Below are 18,026 nucleotides of genomic sequence, written 5' to 3' on the forward strand. Positions count from 1 at the left end.
CTCTTGCGTCCCCCAACAACCAGGAGGATTTAGGGGGATATCCGAGGAATAAATAGTTTTAACCCAAGCGTATTGGTTGAGAATTTCCCATTCCCTATTCCCCATTCTTAATTACCGAGATTTAAGATATTTCTGTAGACCGATGCACGGATCGCACTTTGAATTAAAACAAGTGACAGCGCGATCGATCTGCCTAAATAGGCATGGCCTTTATGGTGCTAATTTGTTAACTTTTATAAAGGCCAGAGACATCCGTACAGGGGCAAACTCATCAGAATTCTCACGCCAGAACCAACCAGACGAGCAAAGTATACAACAAAATTCTTATAAATAAAACCCTGAAAACCCCGCGACTTTAGTCCGGGGATGAAAGGGACAAGGAGGCTTTAGCCTCCCAGTCTATTTTCTGAGCTCTCAGGATGGCGCTGTCAAGTAAAACCATGTAAATCTTTGTGAACAACTAGAGGGATATTAAGCCGACTCTGGTAGCATAAGACTATCGTGATGAGGTCGAAGTCATGTTAGTTTTTGAGTTCAAGGCATACGGGAAAAAACAGCAATTTGACGCTGTAGATGAAGCGATTAGAACAGTGCAGTTCATCCGAAACAAAGCACTGCGGTTTTGGATGGACAACGAAAAAGTTGATAAATACGCATTGAACAAGTATAGCGCTGTTTTAGCTAAGGAATTCCCGTTTTGCGACGAATTGAACAGCATGGCCAGACAATCGAGTTCAGAAAGAGCGTGGTCGGCAATCTCCCGATTCTACGACAACTGTAAAAAGAAGGTCCCAGGAAAAAAGGGTTTCCGCAATTCCAGAAACACAACCGCTCGGTAGAGTACAAAACTACGGGCTGGCGTCTGGCAGACGACCGGAAATCAATCACTTTTACCGACAAGCAAGGAATCGGCAAACTTAAATTAAAAGGAACCCGCGACTTACATTTCTCTCAGCGCAGTCAAATCAAACGAGTACGTTTGGTGAGACGGGCAGACGGATATTATGTCCAGTTTTGCATTCAAGTTGACCGTTCTGAAAAGATTGAAATCACGGGTAACGCCATCGGGTTAGATGTAGGACTTAAAGAGTTTTACACTGACTCAAATGGCATTGCAGTCGATAACCCGCGTTTCCTCCGCAAGGGAGAACGCAGGTTGAAGAAATCCCAAAAACGAGTTTCAAAACGAGTCAAGGGTTCGCAAAACAGAAAAAAAGCTAGAGCGATTCTAGGAAAGCGCCACCTCAAAATAAGTAGACAGCGTAAAGATTTTGCCGTGAAGTTGGCAAGATGCGTCATCCAGTCTAACGACTGCGTAGTCTACGAAGATTTGAGGATTAAAAATATGGTGAAGAATCACTGTCTGGCAAAATCGATTAACGACGCTTCTTGGTATATGTTCCGAATTAGGTTGGAATATTTTGGCAAAGTATTCGGAAGAATTACGATTGCTGTGCCAGCTAACGGAACAAGTCAAGAATGCTCTAGTTGCGGAACAATTGTTAAGAAAAGTCTCTCAACGCGAACCCACGCTTGTCGGTGTGGATGCGTATTAGATCGTGACTGGAACGCAGCTAAAAATATCCTGAGTCGGGGATTGAGTACGGCGGGGCACGTCGGAACTTGGATCTTAGATCCGAACGCTTGTGGAGAATTGACCGCTACCGATGTTGAAGTAATTCTGCATCGGCAAGTCGATTCTGCGAATCAAGAATCTCCTCGGCTTTAGCCAGGAGAGTGTCAAAAATTTCTTGCCCTGACGCTCAAAGGCAAGTTGATTATGAACATCGAACTATTAAAAGAAAAATTAGAACAGCTAAAAAAACGTCCCAATTGTAGCAAAGGAACGATCGACCAAATCGAAAACTGGTTAACCGGTTCCCACATTTTGCAGAGATTGAGAATTAATCCTTACAGAAGAATTTAAGGATTTGGCAGACACATCAGAAATGTCTTTTTGCCCGATGTGCGCTCGCGAGTTTAAAATTGACTTGCTCGATCGTGTCGAAGTTACTTTTTCCCTGAACAAAGAAATCGAATACCCGCAACTGCAGCCCGTCTGCGCTCCCCCTCCCGTACTCCAAAACAAACTGCAACTGGTAAGGCCTTTATAGCTGACTTTTTTGAGAACCGCTGTAAGTACAAAAGCTGATATATTACTTGGTTATTGCCAGCATATTGTTGCGATCGCCCTAACAGCATATAGGATTGTTCGATAGCCCTCAGCTCATGGCTCCCACAGTGTAGCTCATCCTTAAGGGAGTTTCATAATGCCGCTAACTTAAGTAGGCTCTGATACAAATAGTCCGAATTACTTAGCCACACACTTACCAAATATGTTGGCTCTTAAATAACTGAAGTCGAGGACTTCACATTATGACTTCTCCTCAATTATCTCCAGAAAATACACCCGAATCGATCGCACCAGCCGCCCTCGATAGAGAACAATTAACCGAAACCGATGCCCCCTTTCCCATTGTTGGGATTGCTGCCTCAGCAGGAGGGTTGGAAGCATTCACGCAGTTACTGAGCCATTTACCGAGCGATACGGGTATGGCGTTTGTGCTGATTCAGCATTTAGCCCCCGATCACAAAAGTCTGCTGAGCGAGATTCTCGCGAGAACGACGCAAATGCCTGTGAATGAGGTAGAAGACGGCGTAGCTGTAGAACCCAATCAAGTCTACGTTATTCCGCCCAATACCAAGATGGTGCTATCTAAAGGCGTGCTGCAACTATCACCGCGCGAGAAGATTTACGGCAAATATCTGCCGGGAGATGCGTTTTTTACCTCATTGGCGATCGATCGCGGGCACAAAGCAATCGCCGTAGTTTTATCCGGGGGAGACGGAGACGGTTCACTCGGGCTCAACGCCATCAAAGCAGCCGGAGGCATGACGTTTGCTCAATGTCAAGACACGGCAAAATTCGACAGTATGCCGATTACCGCTGTTGCCACAGGAAATGTCGATTTCGTTCTGCCACCGGAAAAAATTGCCGAGGAACTGGCAAACTACAGTCACAATCCCCTTCTCACTGGCCCGCTTGCCATGACAAAAGTTGAGGAATCGCCCGAACAGGGAGATGCCCTGGCAACTATTTTTGCGCTGCTGAAATCGACCACAGGGGTTGATTTTAGCCACTACAAACCCACGACGATCGCTCGACGCATCCAGCGACGGATGGTGTTGTACAAGCTGGAAAGCTTGGATGATTACGCCCAACATCTTCGACACAATTCGGCTGAAGTCACAGCCCTGTATGAAGAAATCCTGATCCACGTTACCAGTTTCTTCCGTGACCCCGAAGCCTTTGAAAAGTTAAAAGAACTGGTTTTCCCCACGATTACCCAAAATAAATCGGCCGAAACTCCGATTCGGATTTGGGTGGCGGGATGTTCCACAGGTGAAGAAGTTTATTCGATCGCGATTTGCTTGTTAGAGTTTTTGGGCGATCGAGCCATCCAGCCACCGATCCAGATTTTTGCCACGGACATTGGCGAACAGGCAATTGGCAAAGCGAGGTCTGGCGTCTACTCAGAAAACCAGATGGTAGATGTTTCACCAGAACGACGTACTGGCTACTTTATTGCCCAAGAAGAAGGTAGCTATAGAATCAGCAAGGCAGTCCGCGAACTGTGTGTATTTGCCCGACAAGACTTAGGCAGCGACCCGCCTTTTTCCAATCTCGATTTAGTTAGCTGTCGCAATGTGCTGATCTACTTGGGAGAGTCATTGCAAAAAAAATTGATGCCCATTTTTCATTACAGTCTTAACCCAAATGGCTTTCTGTTGTTAGGCACTTCTGAGAGTACCGGAAAATTCTCATACTTGTTTACTTCAGTGGATAAAAACTCTAAAATTTATGCCAAAAACTTGACGGCGACTCGTCCGACTTTTTCGTTTACGCCGAGTTCCTATCCCGTAGCTAAAGCACGTGAACGGCAGGAAGTGAAGGAAAATTTGACAAATAGCTTTGATTTACAGCGAGAAACAGACCAACTGATTTTGAATCGCTATGCCCTAGCAGGTGTGGTTGTCAACGATCTCATGAACATCCTGCAAGTGCGGGGAGACATCAATCCTTACTTCAGATTGGCCTTCGGAACGCCCGACTTAAACTTGCTGACAATGGCAAGGGAAGGCTTGCTGCTTGAGCTTCGCACCGCTATTTATCAGGCACAAACGCAGAACGTGACCGTTAGGAAAGAAGGGGTATCGGTTGTTGAATCGGCCGGACGATCGAGTATCGTCAATTTTGAAGTGATTCCGTTCCAGCCACAGGCGGTTGAAGGACGCTACTTTTTGGTGCTATTGGAACAGGCTTCACCCCCAATGCTTAAACTCACACCCCTCCCTTCTGAAAGCTTCGAGCAAGCTGATTTAGTGCGCGAAATTGATCTGCTGAGGCAGGCACTTGCAACCGCTTACCAAGACAAAACTGCGGTTCAAACGCAACTGCAAGCGGTGATCCAGGAACACGAAAATCTCAACCAAGACATCAAAATTGCCAACGAAGAAATCCTATCGAGCAACGAGGAGTTGCAAAGCACCAACGAAGAGTTAGAAACTGCCAAAGAAGAGATTCAAGCCACTAACGAGGAACTCACTACCACTAACGAGGAACTTCGCAGCCGCAATATTGAACAAAGCCTGGTAAATAACGATCTGATAAATTTGCTTTCCAGTATCAATATCCCTATCTTAATGTTGACCAACGATTTACAGATTCGACGCTTTACCCCAACGGCACAGCAAATTTTTAGTGTGATTCCCACAGATGTTGGACGACCTTTTAGCGACATCCGCTCAACTCTGAACGTTCCTGGCTTGGAACAGATGATTTTGGAGGTGATTGATACTCTCCAGACGAAAGAACAAGAAATTCAAACTTTATCGGGATATTGGTACAACCTCCGCATTCGTCCTTACCGGACAACGGAAAACCAGATTGACGGTGTGGTGATGGTTTTGCTCGATATTGATGCTCTTAAACGCAGTGCCAGAACCTTGGAGGAGGCCCGAAATTATGCTGAAACCATTGTGGAAACTGTGCAAACGCCTTTAGTCGCGCTAGATGCTAATTTCCGAGTGAATAAAGCAAATCGAGCGTTCTATGAAACGTTTCAGATTTCATCCTCAGAAACAGCGCAATCTTCGCTGTTTGAGCTAGGAAACGGGCAGTGGAATATCCCTCAATTGCGATGGATATTGGAAGATATTCTAGTTAGTGATGTTCAGCTTGAAAACTTTGAGTTGACTCACCTGTTTGAGAAGATCGGGCAGAAAACTATGCTGCTGAATGCTTGTAAACTTCAACGAGAAGACCAAGCTTTAATGATTCTGTTGTCGATCGAGGATATCACGGAGCGCAAGCAGTTTGAGAAAGTACGATCGCAGTTATTTGAGCACGAACAGTTGGCCCGCCAACAAGCAGAAACGGCCAACCGTGCTAAAGATGAATTTCTGGCGAATCTCTCCCACGAATTACGCAATCCTTTGACTCCGATCCTGGGCTGGTCACAAATTCTGCGTTCCGGGAAACTGAAGGGAGTAGCAGTTACTAAGGCTTTAGAGGTGATCGATCGCAGCGCGAGGGCGCAATCTCAGTTAATCGAAGATATCCTGGATATTTCCCGGATTACCAGCGGCAAGCTTCAACTGTGCATTTGTCCGATCGATCTGCGGTTAGTGGTGCAAGCTGCGGTGGAGGGGGTGCAATTATCAGCCGAGGCAAAAAACATTCAAATTGTTTCGGAGTTGATTTCTACGAGTGTTTTAGGGGATATCAATCGCTTGCAGCAAGTTGTGTGGAATCTTCTGTCTAATGCGATTAAGTTTACTCCGGCGGGGGGACGAGTGGAAATCCTGCTATCGGCGATCGATAATCATGCTCAACTTCGAGTCAGCGATACGGGAAAAGGCATTGAGGCACAATTTTTGCCGTATATTTTCGATCGTTTCCATCAAGGCGATTCCAGCAGCGTTAAGGCAAATCAAGGGCTGGGATTGGGTTTATCTATCGTGCGTCACCTGGTTGAATTGCACGGGGGAACGGTGCAAGCCGAAAGTCCGGGTGAGGGACAAGGAACTACAATGACTGTGAGATTGCCGTTGCGATCGCTGCCTCAAGAGTTGACATCGGCGATCGATTTAAAGTCAACTGCTTTGGCAGGGCCTTTAAACGCCTCTAGCGATCGCGTCCCCTCTCTCGAAGGCTTGCACATCTTAGCCGTAGACGATCAGATCGATACGCGCGATTTCTTACAATTTGTGCTTGAAGGCTATGGGGCGGAGGTTTTGGCAGTTGCATCTGCCAGAAGTGCGATCGCTGCTTTGACTGAAAATCCCGGCAGATATGATGTGCTCATCTCCGATCTGGGAATGCCAGAGGAAGATGGGTTTTTCTTAATTCGAGAAGTGCGAGCTCTTGCTGCGGAAGCCGGAGGAGAAATCCCCGCCGCGGCGCTGACTGCCTATGCGGGGAATAAAGAACGCGAAATGGCTATCGAAGCTGGTTTTCAAAGGCATATGGTTAAGCCGATCGAGCCGGTTGTACTAGGATTAATGGTGGCTAATTTAGTAGGACGATTTTAATTTATTGATTGTAGGGACACAACAATGTTGTGTCCTAATTTTGTAGGAACACAACAATAGTTAGCTCCATAAAAGCCTGTTTTGAACAGGCTTTCCGGCCTGTTCCACAATGATTATTGGAGATGTCTAATGTTGGACCGTGATTTTATAGGAACAAAACCTGATTACAGACAATAAAAAATTGCCAAAAATAGCGCAATATGGGAAGATAGAAAAAAATATAAAAATTACGGAGTTCAGATTCTTGGTAACTATTAAATGTCGGGGCATTACCTTCTCGAATATCCAAGCCGTAATCTTTGACAAAGACGGCACTCTAGAGGATTCTCAAGAATTTTTGAGATTGTTGGGAATTAAGCGATCGCGCCTCGCAGACGCTCAAATTCCGGGCGTTGGAGAGCCTTTACAAATGGCTTTCGGCATCGTCGAAGGTGGCAGCATCGACCCCACAGGCTTGCTAGCAGTCGGTAGTCGCAGGGAAAATGAGATTGTGGCGGCGGGATACATCGCCGAAACCGGCAGGGGATGGCTGGAATCTTTAACTATGGCGCGCCGCGCTTTTGACGAAGCTGACGAAATGTTTAAAAATAGTGCTGTTTCTCCTTTATTTGTCGGCAGTTTGGAAGTGCTGAAATATCTTTCGGAAGCGGGTTTAAAACTGGGCATTCTTTCGGCGGCTACAACAGAATCGGTGCAGAAATTTGTGAAACACCACGCATTAGCCGAGTGGATTCAGTTAGAAATGGGAGTTGACTCAACCCTTCATAAACCAGACCCGAAATTGTTTTTGCAAGCTTGTGAGAAACTCGGAGTCAATCCCGCAGCAACTTTGATGGTGGGAGATTCAGCGGGCGATATTCAGATGGGTAAAAATGCGGGCGCGGCTGGCTGTATCGGGATTTGTTGGGGAAAGGCGGAGGTTCGCCATTTGGAAAATGCTGATGTGGCGATCGCATCTTTGGAAGAAATTACAATTTTAGCAGATTGAGCAAACATCGCATCAATTCCGGTGGCACCGGATTTGGTATCAGTTTCTACTGAGATGTTGCAGCATTCTCAATAATCCTTTTATGAACAGGCAAGATGCCTGTTCCACAAGAGATGAATTTTCTTCTTGTGGAACAGGCATCTTGCCTGTTCTTGAGAATGCTGCAACATCTCAGTCCCTACAGACAACGCAAACCCAGAATTACGACATCTCTTTCAACGCCATCAAGTTCGGCAACTTGTGGCAGATATCCCCACCGCTGAAAGCCAAATTTCTCAAACAATCTTACACTCGGCTGATTGTGAGCAAAAATTATTCCTATGAGAGTTTTAAGCTTCAATTCTGGACTCCGCACAATTGCCGATTGCAATAAATTTTGTCCGATTCCGCAGCGTTGGCGATCGGGTGCGACGTAGATGCTAACTTCTGCAGTATGCTGATAGGCAGCGCGTCCGTAGAAAATCTGAAAACTCAGCCAGCCAACAATATTTTGTTCTGATTCCATTACCCAAATCGGCCAGGAATTGGGAGAGTGTTCTCTGTACCACGGGAGGCGGCTTTCGACTGAGACTGGTTTTAAATCTGCTGTGGCCATTCTACCTGGTATTGCTGCGTTGTATATTTCGACAATTGCTGGCAAATCGCTTTCTTCTGCGTCGCGGATTTTCATCGTTGGGTTGACTGTTGACTGTTGACTGTTGACTGTTAACTAATGACTAAGCTGTTGCGGCCTTTAAATTGTCTGTCAAAAAAATCAAACAATGAGTGGGGTGGGCGTCCCGCCCGCCCTGAATCTACAATTTAAATGTCCGACAGCTTAATGACTAATAACTCTTGTACAGTTCCATAATATCGCTGAGGGCCATTCTTGAATTTGCTCCTAAAGTTAGCGGCGATGTGTGTCCTCGCTGCAAGTGTTCTGCCGCCGCACAGCCGATCATTGCTGCGTTGTCTGTACAATATTTTAATGGCGGAAACAATACTCGCAAGTTGTGTTTTGCGGCTGCTGTTTGTAAGTGTTTTCGCAGTCCGCTGTTTGCTGCAACTCCGCCACCCACGACAATAGTGGTAAGCCCGAAATTTACGGCACAGTCGATCGCTCTTTTTGTTAAACCCTTGGCTACTGTTTCCTGAAAGCTGGCCGCAATATCATTAATTGTAGAGGCAGGCAAGATGCCTTCCTCGCCCACATTGTTATTTTGTTTTTTGAGTTTCTGCACTAATTGCAAAACTGCGGTTTTCAAGCCGCTAAAACTACTGTCGTAAGGATGGTAGCCGCCACCAGGCAAGGAAATTCTGCCTTCTGGTAGAGGGTATGCTTGGGGATTGCCAAGGGCGGCCAATTTGTCAATCAGCGGCCCGCCGGGATATCCTAGCTGCAACAGTCTCGCGACTTTATCAAAAGCTTCGCCGGCGGCGTCGTCGCGTGTTTGTCCTACAGTTTCATAAACGCCGCAATCTTTGACGTAAATAAAGCTAGTATGTCCCCCGGAAACTAACAAACACAAAAACGGTGGCTGCAAGTCGGGTTCGGTAAGGTAAGAAGCGTAGATGTGCCCTTCGAGGTGGTGGACGCCTAAAAAAGGTTTTTGATGGACTATTGCCAAGCTTTTCGCCGCTGTCAGCCCGACTAACAATGCACCTACTAAACCGGGGGCACAAGTCGCTGCAATGCCGTCAATTTCTGACCAACTCAGGTTTGCTTCACACAGACACTGGGCAATTACCTGATTGAGCATTTCTAGGTGACTCCGCGAAGCCACTTCCGGTACTACCCCGCCATACTGCTCGTGGATTTTAATTTGCGATGCTACAACATTGCTGCAAACTTGACGATTCTTAACAATTGCTGCTGCTGTTTCGTCACAACTTGTTTCGATTGCGAAAATGGTTGCCATTAACTGGTAATTTTATTTGATAGGTTAGTTATTGCTAGCTTAACTAATTCGGCGCGAGTCCCCGCTCTACCTGTAATCAGGTTATTGTTAAGGGATTTTTGCCCGATCGACAGGTAAGATCATCATCTGATGCCATGAAGGAATATCCTCGCGGTATTGCTAGCTCAGCATTGACCTATGAAAACGCTAATCCCTCATTCTCTTGGGATTTGCCGCATCAATGATGGATACTTTACACTGTCAACAAACACGGTAATCTGGATTCCAGATCGGCAAGTTGAAATGCTTGTACAAAAACTTATTGTTTTGTAACAAAAGGAAACAATTCCATGCGACGATTGTTTGCTGCAATTTTAGTGTTGAGTGTCTGGATCAGTTTTGCTCCAGTTGCTTCGGCTTACAATTTAGTGCCGTGCAAGGACTCTCCCGAATTCAAGGAACTGGCTAAAAATGCCCGTTCTACGAATGGCGACCCCGCATCTGCCAAAGCAAGATTCGATCGCTATTCTCAAGCTATGTGCGGCCCGGAAGGATACCCGCACTTGATCGTAGACGGCAATTTGAGCAAAGCCGGAGACTTTTTGATTCCCAGCGTGCTGTTCTTGTATATCGCAGGTTGGATTGGTTGGGTAGGCCGTTCTTATCTGCAAGCAGCCAAAAAATCTGACTCTCCTGAGGAAAAAGAGATTATTATCGATGTTCCAAAGGCAGTCGCATTGATGCTGAGTGGCTTTTTGTGGCCTCTAGCAGCTCTCAAAGAAATCACCACTGGTGAAATGTTTGCGAAGGACGACGAAATTACTGTTTCGCCGCGCTAGCAATTTGGGATTTTAGATTTTAGATTTTAGTTGGTTTACAAATTCCCAGCCTAAAATCCTTAATCTAAAATCGGTTCGCATAATTTAAGTTGTCTCGACTTTTGAGGAGCAGTATTCATGCAATACTTTCTGAAGTATCTTTCGACCGCACCAGTATTGGCAGCAGCTTGGATGGTGATAACGGCGGGAATTTTAATTGAATTCAACCGTTTTTTCCCAGACTTGCTTTTCCATCCGATGCCATAAAAAATCAGTGGATTTAGGTTCCCCAACCTAGGAAAAAAGTTGAGAGTTTTGAAGTTGGAGCGGTGATTTATCAAGTTATTTCAAAGCTCAAATATCAAAACTCTCAAACCGGAGCAGTGAGTGCAAAACCAGCGCCTAAATGGGTGAAAGCCAAGGATATAAACTATTTATAGCCTTTCTCAGTAATATGAGGTGCAGGCTCGATCGGCGGGAATAGGCCTCCGTGGGAATAGGCCTCCGCGGGCACACCTCACCAAGATTGAGAACTGCTGTAGTTATCAAATTAGTTCCCAATGACTAATGGCTAATGATTAATGATTAATGATTAATGATTAATGATTAATGACTAATGACTAATGACCGCTGACTGCTGACTACTGACTGCTGACTGCTGACTGCTGACTACTGACTACTGACTACTGACTACTGACTAATATTGTGAATCGATGAAGTCTTATCTCGCCGCAGCAATTCAAATGACTAGCTTGCCTGACCTGCAAAAAAATTTGGTTCAGGCAGAGGAATTAATCGACCTGGCAGTGCGTCGGGGTGCAGAGTTAGTTTCCTTACCAGAAAATTTCTCGTTTATGGGAGAAGAGGAGGAAAAGATTGCTTCAGCAGAGGCGATCGGGCTCCTGAGCGAAAAATTCCTCAAAACGATGGCCCAGCGGTTCCAGGTAACGATTCTGGGCGGCGGGTTTCCGGTGCCGACGGAGGGGGGGAAGGTATACAATACCTCTTTGCTGGTAGACCAAAACGGCACTGAAGTGGCAAGGTACAGAAAAGTACATTTGTTCGATGTGAATGTGCCAGACGGCATTACTTACAGGGAATCGAACACTGTGAAAGCTGGTGAAGAGTTGCCACCGATTTATGTGTCGCCGGAGTTGGGGACGCTGGGACTTTCGGTGTGCTATGACGTGCGGTTCCCGGAGGTGTACAGGCATTTGTCGTACAAGGGTGCCGATATTTTGTTCGTGCCGGCGGCGTTTACGGCTTACACTGGCAAGGATCACTGGAAGGTTTTGTTGCAAGCTAGGGCGATCGAGAATACTTGTTATACGATCGCCCCAGCACAAACTGGCCGCCACTACGGTCGCCGTCAAACTCACGGTCACGCGATGATTGTAGACCCTTGGGGTGTGGTTTTGGCGGATGCTGGAGAGGAACCGGGTGTGGCGATTGCAGAAATTAATCCCGATAGACTAGAACAAGTCCGCCGCCAGATGCCGTCGCTGCAACACCGGGTTTTTCTGTGAAGGAATTTTGAGACCCATTGGGTCTCAAAATTTCAGTCCCGGTCAATTGATTTTAGATTTTAGATTTTAGATTTTAGAGGTAGCAGGGCGATCGCGAACAATGCGAAAGCAATTTTACAATTGAAGAATCGGCCCCATACCTGCTCGTATAACATAATATAGCAACCGCTATATCGGTGTTGACACAAATAACGTCATGAATAGATCCCGCGATCCCTTGCTTCGTCAACGGTTTGAGTGGGATACTAGAGCCTTTCTCAGTAACATCAAGAGTTCTGGGATATAGGTCACAGCGGGCGTACCTCACAAAGCGATCGAACTGCTATATGTAACTGTCAACTGTCAACTGTCAACTGTCAACTGCTATATATTGTTTAATACAGGTTCAATGACCGTGCGGTTCTGCTAAAAGGCGAATTGGCGAAAGTAGAATGGCACGAAATGCGTCTTTTTGGAGAAATGAAACACACTCTTTCGGTTTTAGTTGAAGATGAAGCGGGTGTCCTCACTCGAATTGCTGGTTTGTTTGCCCGTCGGGGTTTTAATATTGAAAGTCTGGCCGTTGGCCCGGCGGAGCAAGGGGGAGTGTCTCGGATTACGATGGTTGTACCGGGAGATGACCAGATTATCGAACAGTTGACAAAGCAACTGTACAAGTTGATTAACGTGCTTAAAGTTCAGGATATAACGGAAATTCCCTGTGTGGAACGGGAGTTGATGTTGCTGAAAGTTAATGCTGCTAGCGGGACGCGATCGGAGATAATTGAGTTAGCTCAAATTTTTAGAGCGCGAGTGGTGGATATTGGTGATGATACGCTGACATTGGAAGTTGTGGGAGATCCCGGTAAAATGGTGGCGATCGTCCAGGTTCTGAATAGATTTGGGATTAAGGAAATTGCTCGTACTGGGAAAATTGCCCTGACGCGGGAGTCGGGGGTAAATACAGAGTTTCTCAAGTCTTTGGAAGCGAAAGTTTAAGGAAGAAGGAAGAAGGAAGAAGGAAGAAGGAAGAAGGAAGAAGGTTTTAACTTCCACTTGCTAATTTCTAATTTCCAATTTTCAATTCCCTATTCCCGATTCCGAATTAGCAATTCCCAATGATTCATTACCCATGACTCATTACCATTTAGGTTGACTTTCTATCAAAAGTGTGGCTGCGATGCTGTCTATCGGCTTTGAGAAAAAGTATCCTTGTCCGTATTCGCATTGCAGCGCTCTGAGTAAATTAAGCTGTTCGCTGGTTTCGATTCCTTCAGCAATTACATCCATACCTAAATGACTGGCTAAAATTAAAATAGTCTGTACAATCGCTTCGTTGCCTTCATCTTCAGTCATGCGGCTGACAAAAGCTCGATCGATTTTTAAAGCATCAGTTGGAAAAGTGTGCAGGCGGCTCAAAGAAGAATAGCCAGTGCCGAAATCGTCAATATATAATTGAATTTCTAAATTTTTCAATTCCGCGAGGATAGCGACTGCTGATTCGGCATTGTCCATGATGACGCCTTCAGTAATTTCTACCTTTAAAGTGCGGGGGTCAAGCTGAGTTTCTTGTAAAATTTCGCGAATGCGATCGATTAAATCCGGTTGTTTAAATTGTTGGTTAGAAAGGTTGACGCTGACAGTCAACGGCGGATTTGCTGGGAATTTTTGGTGCCACTCGTGGATCTGATGACAGGCCGATCGCATCATCCACCAACCAATAGGTATAATCAATCTAGTTTCTTCAGCCACTAAAATAAACTCGCCGGGAGATACGACACCCCGCTCCGGGTGATACCACCGCAGCAGCGCTTCAAAACCGCTGATTTTACCCGTAATTAGAGAGACGATGGGCTGATAGTAAAGCTGAAATTCCTGGGAGTCTAAAGCGCGCCGCAGGTCGTTTTCCAGTTGCAAAAGGGCGACGGCGCGAGTGTGCATACTTAAGTCAAAAACTTCGTGGCGAGCTTTGCCCAATCCCTTAGCATGATACATGGCAGCATCTGCATCTCGGAGCAGTTCTTCAGGCCGATCGTACAATATGGGGAACGGGGCATTGGGAACAGGAGAGTCAGAAGATAAGCAAGACAAAGAAGTTTCCCGATCGATATTGCCCAGATTTTCGGGACTCGACAGTTTGCGGGTTTCCCTTGGATACGGAGGAAAACCAGAACAAACAATCCCAATGCTAGCACTGGTAAAAACTTGATACTCGTTAAGGTAAAAAGGCTCTGCCAGTTCCGCTTGCACTCGTTCGGCAATCTGGATCGCATCCTCGCTGCTTTTGATATTTTCCAGCAAAATAGCGAATTCGTCGCCGCCGAGACGGGCAACGGTATCTCCCGCGCGCAAACAGATTCCCAGGCGCTGCGCGATCGCGATCAGCAACCGGTCGCCCACTAAATGCCCCAAACTGTCGTTAACAACCTTAAAGCGATCGATATCGATAAACAGCACCGCAAACCAAATCTCGGGGCGGCGTTTTGAAAGCTCGATCGCGTGTCCCAAGCGATCCATAAATAAAGCTCGGTTGGGCAAACCGGTTAGCATATCGTGCAAAGCATCGTGTACTAACTTCTCTTCTGCTATTTTGCGGAGGGTAATATCTTCGACAGTGCCTTCGTAGTAAAGTAAATTTCCGTCAGGGTCGCGAACTGCCCGGCCGTTCTCGGAAACCCAGATAGTAGTGCCGTCAGCGCGGTAAACTTGGGACTCGAACTCAGACACAAAACCGTGTTTTTCGATCGCGCGCAAAAACTCCACGCGGCGGTTGGGATCGAGGTAAAGTTGGCGGTCTATGTCTTGGATATTCGCGATCAAGTCGGCCGCCGACTCGTAACCGTAAATTCTCGCCAAAGCAGGGTTAGCGCTGAGGTAGCGTCCGTCGGGCGTTGTCTGGAAAATGCCTTCGATCGCATTTTCAAAGATACTGCGGTATTTCTCTTCCGCCTGTTGCAGCGCGAATTCTGCCTGCTTGCGATCGCTGATATCGGTCAAGGTGCCGAGATAGCCCAGAACTTCCCCGCTTTGGGTCATTTCTGGCACTGCTTGCCAAAATACCCAGGTTGTGAAGTCACCGTTGCAAAAGCGGTACTCTAACTTACAGGGCAACTTGTCTGTGACAGCGCGATACCACTGGCTCAAAACGCGCTCGCGGTCTTCGGGATGCAAACTTTGCGCCCAACCTTCGCCTAGTGCCTTTGGCGCAGTCAGTCCCGCCATCTCCAAAAATCGCTCATTGACGTACAAGCAATCTCCAGCAGCGTCGGCGCGGAAAATCCCGACCGGCAGTATTTTTGCCAAGGTGTAATAGCGGTATTCGCTTTCTAGCAGCGCGCTGGCAGCTACTTTAGTCTCTGTGATGTCAAACATTGCGCCTTGAAGGATGACAGACTTGCTTGCTTCATCCCGAACTGCGGTCGCTCGATCGCGGAACCAGACGACTCGCCCGTTGCGGGCGATCGCGCGGTATTCTGAAACCAGCGACCCCTCGCAGAAGATATCTTCTCCATCGCTGAATTTCTGTGTGGCGTTTTCCACTAACACGCGGTCACGGTCTTCTGGGTGAACGAGTTTCAGCCACAGGTCGGGATCTGCTCTCCACTCAGCTACAGAATAACCTAGAAAAGTCTCGATTTGCGGGCTGATGTAAAGTTTGGCAGCCTTGCGGTTGAGGGGAGAAATGTAGGTGACAGCGGGCATTTGTTCTACCAGGGCGCAGTATTTCGCTTCTACAGTGGACAGTGCTGCTTCTAGGCGCTGCCGCTCTAATTCGGCGGCTGCCCGTCCGGCAAAAATATTGAGAATTAATCGGAATTTGGCAAGATGTGCTTCCACCAGGGGTCGATCGTGGAAAATACAAATAATGCCTAAAGGTTCGCCGTAAGAGTTTTTCAGCAAGACTCCCAGGAAACTGCGCGCACCTGTAACTACCGGTCTGCGGTCTTCGGGAAAGGTTTCCAAGAGGTAGTCTGGACAGGAATACATTCCCTCCTCCAGCACCCGCGCTTCGGGAGTATTGGCGGTTTCGCACTCAAAGTTTGGCTGCTGCTGTCCGTCGCTCCAAAAACTGATAACTTGCAATCTATCGGCAGCAGCATCGGTGCGTGCCTTCGACTTAATCGATTTGGCAGCGACGGCGGTGCGAACTCCGAGTGCTAAGGCTAAGTGGCTAACTAAGGCATCAAAGAATTCTGCTCCTCCCGGCGACTCAGTACCTGCTAAGATTTCGCCCAGCAAATCTTCCTCTAATTGCTCGGAAGCAGTAACTTTGGGATGATTCTCGGCATTCGGGCGATCGGGATTTTCCCCCATCGAACCCGAAATGCTCGGACTTAGGGTTTTGCTGGTTCCAGACCCCACAATAGGCGAAGAATTCACAGTTAGGCCCTGTTGCTTGGCCAAGAATACAGCGTGCCCAATACCTAAAACTTTACCCAAAAAGCTGTCAGTTGCCGCCCACAGATTTGAGTTGGGGAAAATCAAAAAGTTTTTCCGCCTTTTCAATCCTGCAGATAAATCGTCGGGCTTTAATTCTGCCAACTGCCGTTGCTCTTGGGCTGGCGGTAGACTGGAAAGCCTTCGGTGGCACTTGAGATAAATCGCCGACACCAAGGCTAAAGTCGCCGATAATCCCAGAAGATATGCAAGAATCTCAAAGTAAAAAAATAAATCTAGCTCGAACATCGATTAGCACCGCTCGACAATTATTGTAGTTATCTGAAGCCAATCTATTTAAAAATAACTAAGTATCGTCACGGATGGGTAACGAATACAAGGTCAGATCGCCCTGAAGGCGACAAGAGAGTTAACAGTTCACAAAAAACCGGGCAATACTTGACATTACGCAACTTTTTGTGGTTCTTTTCGTACAGGATCAACCCGTACAGGTGAAATTGCAAACACATATATAGCCTTTCTCAGTAATATGAGGTGCACGCTTGATAAGCGGGCATTGGGCATTGGGCATTGGGCATTGGGCATTGGGCATACCTCACCAAGATTGAGAACTGCTATATACGGTTGTGGCACTCCTCTAAGGGGGTGAGTTTACGTTTACTTTTCTAATCATATTTAACGCTGCATTCACATCAGCATTAATCCGACTTTCATTCCCAGACCGAAACCACCCGCGTTTACCGCTCTTACCCTGGTAAGACTCTTGCTTACCGACAGGCTCTAAATCCCAAAAGCGGCAGTTATTTGTATAAGAGGCTTCTGTAACTATTAGCTTGATTCCGACTAACTCAGCTTTGCAAGTAATAAATTTTACGAGCTGGGCATAAGGAATTACCACAAAAACATGAAGCTTTTTTTCTAATTTTATATTCTGTTTTTCGACAGCATTTGTGCCAATAATTAACTGGATTATTTTCTCATCCACCAACTGCTTGACAATCAAACCGATCGTTTGACAAAAGTATTTTTCTAATCGCTTGTTTCGATTAAATGTAATTTGCTGGATTTGGCCTGCGGTAGATTTTATCCGAGCGATGTTTGACAGTAAAAATGCTCGGCGCTGATTGAAACCTTGATTGATTGATTTGAGATGTTTTTTATCATAAATAGTTGGAGTAAATGTTGGATTGTTAGGTGCCAAAGCGACGAGGCGATCGATCCCTAAATCTATACCTGCTCTGAGGTGGTAATTTAAATCCACCAACGTTACAGGCTTTTGATGAGCCACCTCAAAAAAGTAGATTGCTGTTGCAGGAACTACCCTTACCTTTATGACATCTTGGGACTTTGTAGAAATTATTATGTCACTTTGAGATAAATGAAGTAGTCTATTATTGGGGTTTATCCCCCTTTTCTCTATGGATTGGTTATCAGAACTGAACAAGTTACCTGTACAGATTTTATGTTTGTATTGGGGGATGCTGGGGAGGAATGAAACTCTAGGTATATCTCGGTCATAAGCTATTATTGACTTTTGGCAATCCTCCCAATCGCAAACAAGTTGTTTGAGAACTTGATTGCTAATTTGATCGGGGAATGATTGAGAGCAATCTCTAGGTTTTAAGATGGTAAAAGACTGTCCGATAGTTCTAGTGCCACCAACTTTAGATCCAGAAGTAAAAAAGTGTTTTTTCATAAATGTTTACCGTAGTCGTAGAGATTTTTGGACAGAAATGATAAGTCATCAAACTGTTTATCAAACTGATGCTGACGATCTATGTAAGGCCTTTCAAAAACAATCATAAATTTTGGGATAAACGAAAAGTTTTTTGTTGCTTTGCCAAGC

Annotated in this window: 12 protein-coding genes and 1 pseudogene; 9 read left to right on the plus strand and 4 right to left on the minus strand. The window is 46.2% G+C overall.

Annotated features, from left to right (window positions below; all coding sequences use genetic code 11):
- Positions 1-518: 518 nt before the first annotated feature.
- The 5 genes and pseudogenes from OSC7112_RS04945 (at position 519) to OSC7112_RS04955 (ending at position 7,582) form a co-directional block, all read left to right on the plus strand.
- Positions 519-1,729 (plus strand): annotated as a pseudogene (locus OSC7112_RS04945) (RNA-guided endonuclease InsQ/TnpB family protein).
- Positions 1,730-1,780: 51 nt separating this feature from the next.
- The gene (locus tag OSC7112_RS39350; RefSeq protein ID WP_015174869.1) at positions 1,781-1,927 is read left to right on the plus strand and encodes a hypothetical protein; all 147 of its coding nucleotides are present in this window, start codon (positions 1,781-1,783) and stop codon (positions 1,925-1,927) included.
- A gap of 4 nt (positions 1,928-1,931) precedes the next feature.
- Positions 1,932-2,114, plus strand: coding sequence for a hypothetical protein (locus OSC7112_RS37865; RefSeq protein WP_150111497.1), 183 nt, complete (start codon positions 1,932-1,934; stop codon positions 2,112-2,114).
- Positions 2,115-2,376: 262 nt separating this feature from the next.
- Positions 2,377-6,594, plus strand: a complete 4,218-nt coding sequence (locus tag OSC7112_RS04950) for a chemotaxis protein CheB (RefSeq protein ID WP_015174871.1) — start codon at positions 2,377-2,379, stop codon at positions 6,592-6,594.
- A 244-nt stretch (positions 6,595-6,838) separates the two neighbouring features.
- A complete protein-coding gene (locus OSC7112_RS04955) occupies positions 6,839-7,582 on the plus strand; it encodes an HAD family hydrolase (protein WP_015174872.1) in 744 nt (247 codons plus the stop codon).
- A 178-nt stretch (positions 7,583-7,760) separates the two neighbouring features.
- Here OSC7112_RS04955 and OSC7112_RS04960 read toward each other — a convergent pair whose 3' ends face one another.
- Together OSC7112_RS04960 and tsaD are read right to left on the minus strand one after the other, a co-directional pair.
- Positions 7,761-8,252 carry a GNAT family N-acetyltransferase gene (locus tag OSC7112_RS04960; protein WP_015174873.1) on the minus strand — a complete coding sequence of 164 codons (492 nt, stop codon included), beginning with the start codon at positions 8,250-8,252 and terminating at the stop codon, positions 7,761-7,763.
- Positions 8,253-8,406: 154 nt separating this feature from the next.
- Complete coding sequence (gene tsaD / locus OSC7112_RS04965; RefSeq protein ID WP_015174874.1) at positions 8,407-9,480, minus strand: tRNA (adenosine(37)-N6)-threonylcarbamoyltransferase complex transferase subunit TsaD; 1,074 nt, start codon at positions 9,478-9,480, stop codon at positions 8,407-8,409.
- A gap of 329 nt (positions 9,481-9,809) precedes the next feature.
- On the opposite strand from tsaD, the gene OSC7112_RS04970 reads away from it, so the two are divergent.
- From OSC7112_RS04970 to ilvN, 4 genes are all read left to right on the plus strand, one after another.
- Complete coding sequence (locus tag OSC7112_RS04970; protein ID WP_015174875.1) at positions 9,810-10,298, plus strand: photosystem I reaction center protein PsaF subunit III; 489 nt, start codon at positions 9,810-9,812, stop codon at positions 10,296-10,298.
- A gap of 117 nt (positions 10,299-10,415) precedes the next feature.
- Positions 10,416-10,544: a photosystem I reaction center subunit IX gene (gene psaJ, locus OSC7112_RS35350; protein ID WP_015174876.1), complete on the plus strand. Its 129-nt coding sequence runs from the start codon at positions 10,416-10,418 to the stop codon at positions 10,542-10,544.
- 446 nt (positions 10,545-10,990) lie between these two features.
- Complete coding sequence (locus OSC7112_RS04980) at positions 10,991-11,803, plus strand: carbon-nitrogen hydrolase family protein (protein ID WP_015174877.1); 813 nt, start codon at positions 10,991-10,993, stop codon at positions 11,801-11,803.
- Between the two features lie 459 nt (positions 11,804-12,262).
- Positions 12,263-12,781, plus strand: a complete 519-nt coding sequence (gene ilvN / locus OSC7112_RS04985) for an acetolactate synthase small subunit (protein ID WP_041622928.1) — start codon at positions 12,263-12,265, stop codon at positions 12,779-12,781.
- A 141-nt stretch (positions 12,782-12,922) separates the two neighbouring features.
- Here the strand turns inward: ilvN and OSC7112_RS04990 are convergent, their stop codons facing one another.
- On the minus strand, positions 12,923-16,468 hold the full coding sequence (locus tag OSC7112_RS04990; RefSeq protein WP_015174879.1) for a sensor domain-containing protein: 3,546 nt from the start codon (positions 16,466-16,468) through the stop codon (positions 12,923-12,925).
- Between the two features lie 349 nt (positions 16,469-16,817).
- Entirely contained in the window at positions 16,818-17,876 is a 1,059-nt protein-coding gene (locus tag OSC7112_RS04995; RefSeq protein WP_041622373.1) for a transposase, read from the minus strand.
- Positions 17,877-18,026 lie beyond the last annotated feature (150 nt).

The sequence above is a fragment of the Oscillatoria nigro-viridis PCC 7112 genome, assembly GCF_000317475.1.
In the GTDB taxonomy this organism is placed as follows: domain Bacteria; phylum Cyanobacteriota; class Cyanobacteriia; order Cyanobacteriales; family Microcoleaceae; genus Microcoleus; species Microcoleus nigroviridis.